The organism is Dechloromonas sp. ARDL1 (assembly GCF_051122455.1).
Classification (GTDB): Bacteria; Pseudomonadota; Gammaproteobacteria; order Burkholderiales; family Rhodocyclaceae; genus Azonexus.
This window is the reverse complement of the sequence record NZ_CP168939.1, coordinates 1,622,221-1,635,841: the sequence shown is the minus strand read 5'-3', so window position 1 is coordinate 1,635,841 and position 13,621 is coordinate 1,622,221. Positions and strand designations below refer to the sequence as shown.

The following is a 13,621-nucleotide window of genomic DNA, read 5'->3' as shown; positions in this document are numbered from 1 at the left end:
GATCAGGCGAAGGTATTGCTCAGAAAGGCATCGAACATGAGAAGCGACCACAGTGGGGCTGAGAAATCCCGTTGGCCACTCTGGTGCTTTTCCAGCATGAAGCGGAGGGTATTGGCGTTGAAGTAACCAGTTTCGGCGAGACGGGGGCCCAGAATGGCATTGCGCGCCCGTTCTGCGAGTGGGCCGCGAAGCCATCGGGCAAGCGGAACCGAAAATCCCATTTTGGGACGATACAGCACATCATTCGGCAAATGAGGTTCCATGGCTTTCTTGAGCAGCCACTTTCCTTCTTGTCCCTTGATTTTCAGGCTCGATGGGAGCGTCGCCAGCCATTCGACCAACACATGGTCCATCAAGGGTTCGCGTACTTCGAGGGAGTGCGCCATGCTGGCGCGGTCTACCTTGGTGTTGATGTCACCAACAAGCCAGGTTTTGTAGTCCAGATACTGGATGATGGCAAGCGGATCGTCCGTCTGAGCCTGATTCGCTTGTTGGCGGAACAAATCCAGGGTGTTGTAGCCGGCCAGTTGCTGCTTGAATTCGGTTGTATAGAGTTGATCACGCTGTTCGCTGCGCTGTAGCGACACCGTACGCAAGTAAGCTTCCACTGGATCGCAGGCGAGGGACTGGAAGGTGGTTTTAGCTCGCAACGGCCGTGGAGCCCAATCGGCTTTAGGGTAGAGTCTTCCGAGGGTGCCAAATAACGGTCGGCGCACGGCAAGCGGCAAAGCACTGCGTGCGCGTTCTTCCATCATGTGTAGACGGTATCGGCGGTAGCCTCCAAAGCTTTCATCTCCGCCATCCCCGGATAGGGCAACTGTGACATGTTGCCGGGCCAACTGGCAGACCCGATAGGTCGGAATTGCCGAGCTGTCCGCGTAGGGTTCGTCGTAAAGCCAGGCTAGGTGATCAATGAGGTCGAAATCGTCGCTGTCGACAATATCGAGATGATGTGCCGTGCGGTAGCGTTCCGCCACCATGGCAGCAAAACTGGATTCATTGAATTTGGGATCCTTGAATCCGATGGCGCAGGTGCGAACCGGGTTGGGCGAGATTTCTGCCATCATCGCGACCACAGTACTGGAGTCCACCCCCCCGGAAAGGAAGGCGCCCAGCGGCACGTCGGCAATCATCCTGAGCTGGATGGATTCCTTGAGATGATGTTCCAACTGGACCAGCGCATCCGTTTCAGGAATAGGATTGTCGAGGCTGAACCGGACGTCCCAGTAAGGAATAGGGGCTGGAATGGATTTTCCGCGCCGCACGGTCAGGGTGTGGGCGGGAGGTAGTTTTTTAGCCGTCGAGTAGATACAGCGTGGGTCGGCGACGTAGCCGAGGGTGAAGTATTCTTCTACTGCAAGTGGGTCGATTTGACGGCGAAATGCAGGATGGGCAGTGACGACTTTCAGTTCCGATCCGAAGATGAAGGTCCCGTCATCGAGGAGGGCGTAGTGTAGCGGTTTGACCCCCATGCGGTCACGGGCAAGAAACAGCGTTTCCTTATTCCTGTCCCAAAGTGCAAAGGCAAACATGCCGCGAAAGCGGTCAACGCAGGCAGAGCCCCAGCTTTCCCATGCGTGTACGATGACTTCCGTATCGCTTCGGGTGTGAAAATGATGGCCAAGTGCTTCAAGCTCAGGGACAAGCTGCTGGAAGTTGTAAATTTCGCCATTGAAGACGACGCAAACGCTGCCGTCTTCGTTGAATAAAGGTTGCTGTCCTGTTGCCAGGTCTATGATCGATAAGCGGCGGTGACCAAGCGCCAGGCCGGGTTCCAGATGAATACCCGCTTCGTCGGGGCCGCGATGCAATTGGATGTCGTTGATGCGGGAAATCAAGTCGCGTGAGTAGTCTTGCTTGCCGCGTGTGTCGAAGAGGCCGGAAATGCCGCACATGTTTATTGTTGTCCTGAGGCGTTTGCCATTTTTTTGATATTTTCCGCGTTGGCTGCAACAAAGCGGGTGAGACGTTCCAAGGCGATTGGATCCATTGGGGTATAAAGGGCCACTACAGCGCCGTGATCGCCTTGGCCAAGAAGCTGGTTGCGTGCGGTCAAGAGTTTGCCTTTGACTGGGCTTGCTGTTGCTTCGTTACCGATCAGATACCAATAGATAGCCATCAGCTGGAGTGGATTCCCACTGGTTTGTTGGGTGAGGTTCGCAATTTGAACCGGAACGGTTGTGTTACCCACAGCTATTTCACCAGGCGATTGCGAGGTGATTCGCCAATCAGAATTCTGGTAGGTTGCCAGCATGTTGGTAGAGGAGATCAATTTTCGCTGCGGACTTTGATTTTTATATTGTGCAATGTACAGGCCGAGAGGTACGCCCTCAAAATCAACTTGTACATTTCCTTCTGCTGTCGGGTTCTGCCAGTCAGGTTTGAATTCGAAGGCCTTGGCCTTGTGAGCGGGAAACTCTGAAATGGAAAATTGGAGGGTGCGGGTGGGGAGAGTATCGGCGTTAACTGTGAGTTGACGGTAGATCAGCGGCCCGGTAACGACGAAGGCTGCCAACAGTGTTGCTGTCTTGGCAAGTACCAAAGATTGCTGGGGGCGGGGAGTGCTGTCGTTAGATATGTCAGTCTCAGTTGTGATGGGGCGCACCTCTGCCCATCGCATGGAAACGGCAAAAAGAGCACCGATTACCAGTCCAAAAAATACCCAACCGTAGATCAGATGGTCTACCCCGGCAGCCAATTTGTTACCGGAAAGATGACCAAGCATGACGATCAGGTATGCTCTGAGCCAATTTGCAACGATTGGAACGAGAAGCGCGGCCAGCATGAACAAAAGGCGGCGCTTGGTGCTCGTAAAGTTAAGATAAGCGAAGAGGGTTCCAACCATAAGTGAGGCGATGATGTAGCGAATGCCGCTACATGCTTCAACGACCGACCAGTTGCCAGAAGGAATGACAAACTGCAAACCTTCTCGGTAGACAGGAATACCCGAGACTCGAAGGGCCAGAACGGTGAAGTCGGCAGTCCAATTCATGAGTTTGGGCATCATGAACTCGCCAAATGGTATGGCGAATAGCAAAAAAAACAGCGGGAAAGCGAGCCTTTTTGCAAGCGGGAGACCAATCAGAGAAATGATGGTGACGATGACAATCAGTCCGAGCGCTGGTTGGGTTACCGCGTTTACCGCTGCCAATTCACCCAGTAGCCATAGAAAACCAAGTGGAATTGTGAGAAACGTCAGGAGATAGCGGGGGTCGGGAGAGTGTTTAGAAAGCTCCTTGCGCTCACTCCAGATCAGCCAAAATGCTATGGGAAGTACTGCATAGCCATGCGCATAAGTATCAGAGGTATCCCAGAGGTTGATGATGCTCCTGAAGGTATCCAGATACCAGTATCCGAGCCACATAAAGAGCAGCAGGGAAGTGATAATGACAGGTGTCCAATTGAGGGAGCGAGGTTTGGTTGAAAAAGTGAACAAGGGATCCTCAAGGGGGAGGCAAGTAAGGTCCAATTATGCCGATTTGATTTTCCCAATTGTAATTGCTACAGATGCGCAATCTGGCGTTTTCTCCAGTGACCTGAGCGACCTCGGGTGATTGAATGAACTCGCCGATGATTTTTGCATAGTCATCTGGTGCTGACGCGCGCCGTAGTTCGGAATCGGGAAAGTCGCTGAATACTTCATCGCATTGTCTGTCCAAGACGACGGGTTTGCCCATGGCCAAGGCCTCAAGGACTTTGTTTTGTAAGCCGCGAGAGGTTTTGATCGGGGCAACGATTATCCTTGCATGTTTCAAATAGGGGCGGACATCGTCAACGGTACCCGTGACCGAAACGTGCTGACTTTCAAGGGCTTGAAGCTGTGAAGAAGGGGAGCGCCCGACCGCATAAAAGCGAATACTCGGATGGCGACTGACCAACAATGGCATAACTTGGTATATAAACCACTGGGCTGCCTGATCGTTGATCCAATAATTCATGGTGCCGGTGAATACGATCGGAATTTCATCTTCTGCGTATGGAGAAGAAAGTTCGTGCTTTGCATTGAAATAGGCAGTGTCAACACCGTTCCGTATCACATCAACGTGGAAAGCGTTTTCTGGCGATAATCTGCAGAAAGCACGTTTTTCCTCTTCACTGACGAAAAAGGTACGAGTTGATTTTGCAGAAATCCGGCGTTCGTAATTGAGAAGAACCTTACTTTCTCGGGAAAATAGCCATTTCATTACGCCGCGCTGAGTTTTTGAATAGGCTTTCCATTTGAGTGAATCAACATCGACCAGGTCCAGAAAGATTGGCAAGCGTGTCTTTGTTTCGACGTATTGAGCCATACCTGAACAAAAAACGATTGCGGCTTCAATGTTGTGATTCTGGATTGTTTCGGATACCCAGCGTTGCATTTTGGCATCACGAAAGTAACGGACTGTTAGAGGGTCACCAGACAGCAAGCCATTGAGTGCTCGCAGGCGGGCTGCTACTGGAAACAGTTGAATTGCCTTGATATCTGTACAGAATTCCTGCAAGGCCGGGATATAGCTTAGATCGGCAGCATCGTCGACGAATGTTCCCAAAAATACCTTGTGATCTCTGGATAGGTATTTTAGAAGGTGAAAAGAGCGAAGCTTGTCACCTTTGTTGGGCGGATATGGAATACGGTGTACAAGGTACAGCAGATTTGCCATGTTCAGCCGAGATTACGCACAAGATACGGGCCAATGGCATTGGCAATAGGGATCGGCAAGCGTTGCCACAGCGCGATGAACAGACGATATTTAGGATTCATCGGATTGTTTTGGGGAATGCCATCGCGATTCAGCAGCACGTACTCGTAATTCAGTTGCTGGGCTTCGAATTCCCATAGTCTTTTGAATTCGAAAGATCCTGTTCCTTTCTTGCTGCGTCCGAGATCGAAAATGTGACATCCGCGTGCGGCCGCACGCTTCATGAGTTCCCAGTACTTGAGGTCGTTAGCCGCCAGATTTCGCGCGGACATTTTTTCTCCCGCATAGTAGGCCATTACGCGATCCCGGAAATAAAACGAAAGAATGGCCGAGACAGGTACTCCGTCCTTTGTGCGGATAGTCAGAATTTCGCACTTATCCTGAAAGACACGTTTCAGCTCAGAAAAGTAGCGCTTGGGTAGTGCTGGAGTTCCGTGGTCACGAACATTTTCAGCATAGACGGGGAAGAACTCATCGACATCGTCATCATGCGTAGCATACAAGCCGAGCTTGATAGCTTTTCGCACCATATTGCGGCGCTTCTGCGGGATGCAAAGCATCTTCTCGTCAAGAACACTCGGGATTTTCCGTACAAACGTGACATAGAGATCTTGCGTCGGCCAATCGGGATGTCTGGGATGAATGTTACGAAACTCTATGTGCTCCACACCGAGTCGCTTGCCCAGATCGATTGCCGCCTGCTCCAGTGCATGTGATGCTTGAGGAGCTATAGCTGCTATGCCTCCGTATACTGCAAAAGGCAGCGCAACGAGTGCATTGCCAAACAGTCTGCTATTGACGTGCGCCAGCGGAAGGACGCCTGTAATTTGGCCTTCTTTTTCCGCGTATAGAAAATAGCATCGATGATGGAAAACACCGGAAATCAGTTGCTGCCACCCAGACAGATGAAAGAAGGTGGCATCGGGGCAGCTTTCTACAAAGCTGTCCCAAACTCGCGCCTTGGTGGCGTCATCTTCATGAAGCTGCCGGACAATCATTGGCGAGACATTGGATCAAGATAGATTTGATCCATTCTTCCCCATTTGAAATCTGCCAAGAGGCGGCGTAGTTTCCCCTCCATTTTTTCCAGATTTACGTAATGACGAAACCTGGTTTTTGCGCTGATTCCTTCGATACGGGGTTGGTTGGCATCAATCTCCCAAGGGTGGAAGTAAAACACAGCAGATAGATTCTCCGTGGTGTTTATGTGCCGTATCATCCAGGCAGAGATGTTGTAGGGCAGGAGCCGGAAGAAGCCACCACCGCTGGCCGGCCAGTTTTTTTCAAACATTCTTAGTGTGGTGGGGGGGATCTCCAACAGGCTGCCCCTTTTGTGAGCATGCCGAGGCGCGTCAGGCATACCATAGTGGTCATGCTTGACTGGGTAGATGCTTGAGCTGTAGAGGTAACCGGCACGCTCCAGGCATTCGAATGCCCAAAGATTATTTTCCCCAATTGAGAAACTCGGGGCGCGATAACCCTTCACAGCGGCGCCAGACAAATCCTCAAGAACAAGTTTTGCGACGTGGATATCGGAGTAGAAACTCTCCGGGGTTTGGTCACTGGCTCGCTCATGACCATAACCATGACTGGCGATTTCATGACCGGCGGAAACGATCTGGCGAACGATGCCAGGATAGCGCTCCGCAATCCATCCCAGTGTAAAAAAAGTTGCTTTGGTTGCGTGCTCATCGAGCATGGCGAGAATGCGGTCAATATTTTGCTCAACGCGGCATTCCCTGCTACTCCATTCGCTTCTGGGCACGTGAGGTGCCAATGCCGACACCTGGAAATAATCCTCGACGTCGACCGTCAGCGCATTAACAGGGGCGGCCGACATATCAGGCAGTTGCTACAGATCTGACTATTAACCAACTACTTAGATCTTCTGCGATTCGTTGTGCCGCACGACCATCCCAAAGTTCGGGGATGCGTCCGCGCTTGCCGTTTCCAGAGAGGGTTTCTTCGGTCATGCGACGAATGAGCGGAATGTCACGCCCTACCATGGTATTGGTGCCCTGTTCAACCGTGATCGGCCGTTCTGTATTCTCGCGCATGGTTAGGCATGGAACTCCCAGCGCAGTGGTTTCTTCTTGCAGACCGCCAGAGTCTGTAAGCACAATCCGAGCGGAGGCCATCAGGCCAAGCATTTCGAGATAACCCTGTGGCGGCAGCATGATCATGCTGGGCGTATCAATCAGTTGCTGCAGGCCAAAACGTTCGATGTTGGTCTTGGTGCGCGGGTGTAGCGCGAATACCAGCGGTAGCTTCTCGGAAATTCTTCGCAGTTCGGTCAGAAGCGATGAAAGGGTATCTGCATGATCGACATTGGACGGGCGATGCAGTGTTACGAGCCCATAACCTTCAGGTGTCGAGATGCGTTTCGGGTCAATACCGTGCTCCTGCAAAGTCGTCGCCGGATCTCGCGCGAATTTCTTGTTCTCCAAGAGTGAGTCAATCATGACGTTACCGACGAAACGAACCCTGTCTGCAGAGATTCCCTCACGTATGAGGTTGCCTTCAGCGCTACGTTCTGTGGTGTAAAGGAGGTCGGCGATCTGGTCGGTTAGAACGCGGTTGATTTCTTCTGGCATGCCGCGGTCATAGCTGCGTAGTCCGGCTTCGACGTGTACGACGGGGATGTTTTTTTTCACTGCGACTAGGGTGCAGGCGAGCGTCGAATTGACGTCACCTACGACAAGGATGCACGAGGGCTTTCTTTCATCGATCACAGGTTCAAATCGCTTCATCACTTCAGCAGTTTGAACAGCGTGAGACCCTGATCCGACCTCCAGATTAATATCCGGCTTGGGCAGTCGTAGATCATCAAAAAGCTTGTCGTTCATGTCTTTGTCGTAATGCTGGCCTGTATGAACCAACAGCGTTGGAATGGCGGGCACATTCTCCGAAAAGGCTCGCAGGATTGGGGCCATTTTCATGAAATTGGGACGGGCCCCGACTACACAGATAACGGGTCCCAAGCCTTGGGGCCATTGCTCAAGTTTCGACATTTTCTTTGACTCTCAAATTATCAGCAGAAAGGTTGCCGCTATGGAGCAACCTTTCCATTAGATTCAGGGTGGCACTGTTGATTCGTTCGAGTTGCAGCAGACTTTGCTCGAGGCGAGCAAGCCGTTCCACGACGTGCTCAGCACTGAGGACTGCGAGCAATTGTTCGGGGGGAAGGGGGGCTGATACGCCTGATCCGAGCGATGAGTTGCTGATGAGTGACGCGTTGGTGCCAGACAGTGAGACGAGATTGGCCTGTGAAGAAATCTGGGTTTCGCCGCCGATTGTCTCCTCAAAAATCTCTCTAGCTACTTCTTCTACATCCTGGATATTGAAACTGTCTTGCTGGTTGAGAAAACCAAATAGCAACAGGCGGTCGCATACGGAATTGATTCGGCGCGGAATGCCACTGCTGGCTTTGAAAATTGCCTCGAACGCCGAGGCTGTGATCTTTGGACTTTCCTTGGCACCAGCCAGCTTGAGGCGATGTTCAATGTATGCCTGGGTTTCAATAACATCTAGTGGGCCAATGTGACAGGCCGCGATGACGCGTTGACGAAATTGCATCATGTGCGGACTTTGCAGTATCTGACGAAACTCGGGCTGGCCGATTAGGAAGCTTTGCAGCAATGCCTGATTTCCGTACTGGAAATTGGACAGCATGCGAAGTTCTTCGACCGCGCGGGCAGTAAGATTCTGCGCTTCGTCAACAACCAGTAAGCAACGCTTTCCCTTGGTTGCCATGCTGATCAGGAAAGCTTCCAGCGACATCAGGACATCGGATTTTGCGACATCCTTGGTGCGTAGTCCAAATGCGGCACCGACCAAGCGCAATGTATCGTCAGCATCTAGTTGGGTACTGACCAGTTGGGCTGCGACTACTTTCTCAGAGTCTAAGTTTTCGAGTAATCCACGAACTATAGTAGTCTTCCCTGCACCTACTTCTCCAGTGATTACAATGAACCCTTCGTTTTGGTGCATGCCGTACTCAAGATAAGCCTGAGCACGGCGATGCTGCTTGCTGCCAAAGTAGAAGGTGGGGTCCGGATTCAGCTGGAAGGGTTTGCTGTTCAGTCCGTAGAATGCTTCGTACATGCGTTTAGTAGGTGTAGATCACGGTACCGATCAGGGCGTTTTCCTTGAAGGAAACTGTTCCGTCGGATTCGGTGTGGCGGAGACTCAAGGAGCCGGTGGTTTTTGTACCGAGCTTGGTGGCGAGATTCAACTGGTATTGGTTAGTTGATGTTCTCAGAGAATTGCTACCTATGCCTGTGCTTTCCTGGCGAGACAGTAACGCATTCAGCGTTGATAGTGAGCTGATTTGGTGTGAATAGTTGATGATGAAACCCTCCTGCCGTATTTCTGATGCACGGGAGAAGTCGTCAGTTGTTGTTGCGGCAGCTAAGGTTGATTGGCTCAGGTTCCGATTTACCAAGAAGGTGATGGAGTTGCGCGCGCCAAGAAAAACTAGCGCTAACTGCTGGCGACGCTGGATCGTCGCCCGTGAGGCCAGAAAGCTACTTGTGACTTGGGCATTGGGGTCCAGCGTTGGATGTGTCAGGAAAAAGCTCTGGATGGCAGCAGTTCGAGCGGGCTCCGGCAAGCCGGCATATTGGGCTGCAATCACATCGTAGAGGCTACCGTAGCCCTGGCTGGCAAATTGGTTGGGTAGCACGGAAACATCGCGTGTGTCAGTGAACCGGATGCTACTCATTGGGAAACGATGCGAGAGGCTGATGTTATGCCCGTCACCGAAGAAGCGTCGTTCTTTGAATGCGGAGAGTTGGGTCCGTTCTGTGGGGTTCCATTCAAAGCCGTAACCGTGCGTAGTTTTCCCCTGTTGATCCATGGAGGCGTAATTGTTTTCCTCCCTGCCACCAGAACCAAGGATGCGGAACTGTGGCGTGATTGCATAGGTAAGTTGGCCGGTAAAGCGGCTGGCGTCGGTTTGGCGCCCGGTGCTGTAATTTACATTTTGAGTGCTAGCATCTGCTGACCACTGTAGATTCCGGAATGGTGTGCTCCCCTTGAGTTGCCCTGCCCACTCCGAAACATCAATGTTTGCCACCCTGTTTGCATCGGAGCGCGTGGTCGATTGGTTGTAGCGCAGTGAATAATCTACCACCCCCCCGAGTTGGCCTCGCATAGAGGGTGTCAGGCCGAAAGTTCGAGTTTCCGTCGAATTAGCATTGACTGTGCCGGTGCCTGGCGATTGTGCGCCAAATGCCGATATCGATTGTTGCGCAATGCGGGCATTGGCATCTACGAACACCCAGTTGTCCACTGCCTCCAAGGTGGCAAAGCTGTTCAGGCTATTTTGTGTGCGACTGTGATCCGATTTTGCATACATCTGGGCGTTCAGGGTGTAATCCAGATAGGCTTTGAGCCGAGCTGATTGACCCTCGATGCGTATCCCTGGCGACAACTGAGTAATTAGGTCACCTTCCCTATTCCCTTGGGCTCGATTAATTGCGGCATTATCGGTGAGGGTTTCAGTCAAACCAATTCTCGGCTTTATTGACCAGGCGCGAGCCAGGGGGCCCGCCTCTTTGCTTTCCGATGCTGGCACGCCGGAGTTCTGGCTAGTCTGTATGGCACCAGACCCTGGCACTCCTCCGCTGAGGTTGGTAATTGATCCTGGGGTACTTTGCGCAAAAACTGAAGTTGTCACAAAGCCAAGTGCCAGCACGGTAAGTTGATTGAGTTTCGTGTTAAGCATTCTGACCGTACCCGTAACCATACCCATAGCCATAACCTGCGGACCCACTCTCTCGGGATTGATTGAGGACCATCATTTTGACGGGACAGGATTCAATCGTTCCGACAGCCTCCTTGACCGCAGAGTGCGCTGTCTGACCTGCATGGACAACCAGAACCACTTGTCCCATATGAGTTGCCAGGGCTCGGGCTTCGGTTGTCAGGAGAAGGGGAGGGGAGTCGAAAATGATAATCCGGTCCGGGTAACGGTTGGCCATGTCATGCAATAGTCTGACCATGGCGGCACTGGCGAGCAATTCTGTTGCGCGCTGGTGCTGAGTGCCGCTTGGGAGAAGAGAGAGTTTTTCGATGTTGGTCCGTAGGAGAACGTCAGAGATATCAACCGAGTCCTGATCAACCACATCCAGCAGCCCTGCCGCCGGGGGAAGTCCGAGCATATTCAGGACTGACGGGCGGGCAACATCGGCATCAACCAGCATGACCGTATTGTCGAGTTCCATCGCGATGCTGATGGCCAGATTGATGGCTGTGAAGCTCTTCCCTTCGCCTGGCAGGGCGCTCGTTACCATGATCAAGTTGCCATTTGGAACGCGAGGTACGCCCTTACCCATAGCGTTGGCGATCAGTGGTCGCTTGATTACCCGATATTCATCGGCCATCTTGCTACGAGTTGCGTTGGGGACCAGAAGTCCCGCGCTAGCGATAGAGTCGAGATTGATGTCGACCTTCTTTCGAGCGCTAGTTTTTGGGGAAAGCGATAGTGGCGTGGGTTCCGGAACCTGTTGAGGTTTGTGGGGGAGGGAGTCCTGTTTGCTTGCCAAACTCTCCTTGATACTAGTAGGGTCAGGGCGATCCGCGGGAGCTGGTATTTTGATTTTCGTCGGCTGTTCCGGGAGTTCGACACCTGCCTGACGCAGTTGCTCTAAACGCTTTGCAGCTTGCTCAATGAGACTCATGTTCAGGCTCCTGCTGCGCGCTTGGCAAGGAAACTCAGGGCGACAATACCTGCGCCATAACTGACGAACAATCCAGCCGTGGCCGCGATGAAGCGGCGTAAACTTGCTCGCTCCTGCTTAATGCGAGCTTCATTGGGTAGAAGTGATACGGTGCCAAGCACCTGTAGCCCTGTCACATCACGAAGGGTTTTTGCATCGAAAAATACAGGGCGAATCTGACTGGCCGTAAAAGCGGCGAACAGACCTGCAGCCAGAGCTGCAACCAATCCTCCTGGAAAAAGAAGCATGCGATTTGGGGCGACAGGGGAACTCGATGCACGTGGTGGATCAATCAGGCGGAAATCTGCAACCGAGCCAGTTGAGTCGAGGTCGCCAGAAAGCTCTGCGCTTTCTCGTCGGCTTACCAGTTGTTCGTAATTTTTCTTGTGTACGTCGTAATCGCGATTAAGCTGGACGTATTCTGCTTCGATCTGAGGGGCTGTCTTCATCATTTCTTTCTGACGCGATGCCCGACTTTCGTATTCGCTGACGCGGGCACGAAGCGATGCAACGGCGGCTTCCGATGTTGCTAGCGAGCGCTTAAGTTCCATACTGGCGGCACCGCTACCGGCAAGAAGGGCTGGGTTTGTCGCAGCAGCCTTGCGTAATTCAGCTACCTCGCGGCGCTTCTGATCCTCGAGTTCCTTGATCACCCTGCGTGTGTTTAGGACATCGGGGTGCTGCTCGGTATATTTCTGAAGCAGGGTGTCAAGATTCCGCTTTTGGGTTTCGATACGGCCATCCAACTCTGGCATCGAGACACCCGCGCCATCAGAGTCTCCGCCGCGGCCCATGTTGTCTCCAAGGATTTGTCGTTTCAAAGCATCGCGGGATTGTTCAGCTTCGCGCAGTTCGAGTTTGGCTTGGGTCAGCAGATTGTTTGTCTCTGCGAACCGTCCCAGCGAATCTTTGCCTTCGGTTGTCTGGAACTCAATATTTTTGACCTTGAACTCCTTGAGGCGTGTCTCAGCTTCCGTTAGCTTGGCTTCAACCGACTTGATTTGATCATCAATAAACTTTCGTGCCGATTCCGAATCCTGGCGCTTGTTTCCCAGACTTGACTCGACAAAAATTGAAACCAACGCTTGTACTACCCTTTGGGCTCGTGCCGGGTCGGTGTCGCGATATGAGAGCGTGTACAAGTTGTCGCGGCCTACGCCCTGAATTTTGAGGGATTGAGTGAGCGACTCAATGAGTGCCTCCTGCTCTGCCTTCCCTTTGATATTCAGATCGAGATCCGCCATACGGATAACTTTCTCGACGTTTGGTCGGCTGATCAAGGTGCGGCTAAGCATCATAATCTGCTGGTCAACGTTGGGCTGCACCGCTAGGCCCGCCATCAGCGGCTTCAGAATTGATTGGGTATCGACAAAAATCCGAGCGGAGGCTTCATAGCGGTCAGGAATGCGGAGGATGGCACCGGCTGCGATTGCCCCAACGATCCAGGCAAACAACATCCCTAGTCGACGATGTTTCCAAGTCGCGCGCAATATCGCCGATATCTGGCGAAGAATTTCATCCATCTAGACGTCCAGAATCAAAGCCGCTCCAGATCAGGTGATCGGAGCGGCAAATATAATAACTGAGAGTTAAAACCAGCTTTGCGGAATGATCAGGACATCTCCCGGCTTTACTTCCACGTTGGCCGATACATCGCCACGTTTGACGAGGTCCTTGAGTCGAACGCTGTATTGCGCGTTGTTCTCCGAGGTACGCAGGATGGAAGCTCGGTTTCCGTCAGCAAAGTCGGTCATGCCACCTACAGCAATCATTACATCCAAGAGGGTCATCTTTTGCTTGTACGGGAGAATTTGCGGTTTCGCAGCTTCGCCAATGACGCGAATCTGTTCGCTGTAGGGGCCAACAAAGCCAGTGACAATCACGGTTACTACCGGGTCACGGATGAACTTGGCAAGTTCTTTTTCGATTTCTCGGGCAAGAGTGGTTGAGTCCTTGCCCATAGCGTTCAAGTCATCAATCAGTGGTGATGAAATCTTGCCGTCAGGGCGAACCGGGACTGACATTGACAGCTCAGGGTTGCGCCATACGACAATATTCAGATTGTCACCCGGGCCGATTTTGTAACTGTAATCAGCAGAAGCCGCTGCAGATGGTGCTGCTGGGTAAGATCCGCAGCCGACGATAGAGAGTGATGCGGCAGCAATGGCCAGCCATTTGAGTGCAATTTTCATGGGATTTATCGTATTGGACATTTCAATT

11 protein-coding genes are annotated in these 13,621 nt (G+C 52.2%); all 11 read right to left on the bottom strand.

Translation table 11 applies throughout. The annotated features are described in order from the left end of the window. Positions 1–2 precede the first annotated feature (2 nt). Positions 3–1,895: an XrtA/PEP-CTERM system amidotransferase gene (locus tag AB6Q56_RS08065; protein WP_434516555.1), complete on the bottom strand. Its 1,893-nt coding sequence runs from the start codon at positions 1,893–1,895 to the stop codon at positions 3–5. Positions 1,896–1,897: 2 nt separating this feature from the next. Further along, on the bottom strand, positions 1,898–3,436 hold the full coding sequence (gene xrtA / locus AB6Q56_RS08060) for an exosortase A (RefSeq protein WP_434516554.1): 1,539 nt from the start codon (positions 3,434–3,436) through the stop codon (positions 1,898–1,900). A 7-nt stretch (positions 3,437–3,443) separates the two neighbouring features. After that, positions 3,444–4,640, bottom strand: coding sequence for a TIGR03087 family PEP-CTERM/XrtA system glycosyltransferase (locus AB6Q56_RS08055; RefSeq protein WP_434516553.1), 1,197 nt, complete (start codon positions 4,638–4,640; stop codon positions 3,444–3,446). 2 nt (positions 4,641–4,642) lie between these two features. Next, the gene (locus AB6Q56_RS08050) at positions 4,643–5,677 is read right to left on the bottom strand and encodes a FemAB family XrtA/PEP-CTERM system-associated protein (protein ID WP_434516552.1); all 1,035 of its coding nucleotides are present in this window, start codon (positions 5,675–5,677) and stop codon (positions 4,643–4,645) included. After that, positions 5,674–6,519, bottom strand: coding sequence for an XrtA system polysaccharide deacetylase (locus AB6Q56_RS08045; protein WP_434516551.1), 846 nt, complete (start codon positions 6,517–6,519; stop codon positions 5,674–5,676). Before AB6Q56_RS08045 ends, AB6Q56_RS08050 begins: the two co-directional genes overlap by 4 nt. Position 6,520: 1 nt before the next feature. Then, positions 6,521–7,690 carry a non-hydrolyzing UDP-N-acetylglucosamine 2-epimerase gene (gene wecB / locus AB6Q56_RS08040; RefSeq protein WP_434516550.1) on the bottom strand — a complete coding sequence of 390 codons (1,170 nt, stop codon included), beginning with the start codon at positions 7,688–7,690 and terminating at the stop codon, positions 6,521–6,523. Then, entirely contained in the window at positions 7,677–8,783 is a 1,107-nt protein-coding gene (locus tag AB6Q56_RS08035) for an XrtA/PEP-CTERM system-associated ATPase (RefSeq protein ID WP_434516549.1), read from the bottom strand. Before AB6Q56_RS08035 ends, wecB begins: the two co-directional genes overlap by 14 nt. A 4-nt stretch (positions 8,784–8,787) precedes the next feature. Further along, complete coding sequence (locus AB6Q56_RS08030) at positions 8,788–10,407, bottom strand: TIGR03016 family PEP-CTERM system-associated outer membrane protein (RefSeq protein ID WP_434516548.1); 1,620 nt, start codon at positions 10,405–10,407, stop codon at positions 8,788–8,790. Further along, positions 10,400–11,362 carry an XrtA-associated tyrosine autokinase gene (locus AB6Q56_RS08025; RefSeq protein ID WP_434516547.1) on the bottom strand — a complete coding sequence of 321 codons (963 nt, stop codon included), beginning with the start codon at positions 11,360–11,362 and terminating at the stop codon, positions 10,400–10,402. Before AB6Q56_RS08025 ends, AB6Q56_RS08030 begins: the two co-directional genes overlap by 8 nt. Positions 11,363–11,364: 2 nt before the next feature. Then, entirely contained in the window at positions 11,365–12,924 is a 1,560-nt protein-coding gene (locus tag AB6Q56_RS08020; RefSeq protein ID WP_434516546.1) for an XrtA system polysaccharide chain length determinant, read from the bottom strand. Positions 12,925–12,990: 66 nt separating this feature from the next. Further along, on the bottom strand, positions 12,991–13,593 hold the full coding sequence (locus AB6Q56_RS08015; protein ID WP_434516545.1) for an XrtA/PEP-CTERM system exopolysaccharide export protein: 603 nt from the start codon (positions 13,591–13,593) through the stop codon (positions 12,991–12,993). Between the last annotated feature and the right edge of the window lie 28 nt (positions 13,594–13,621).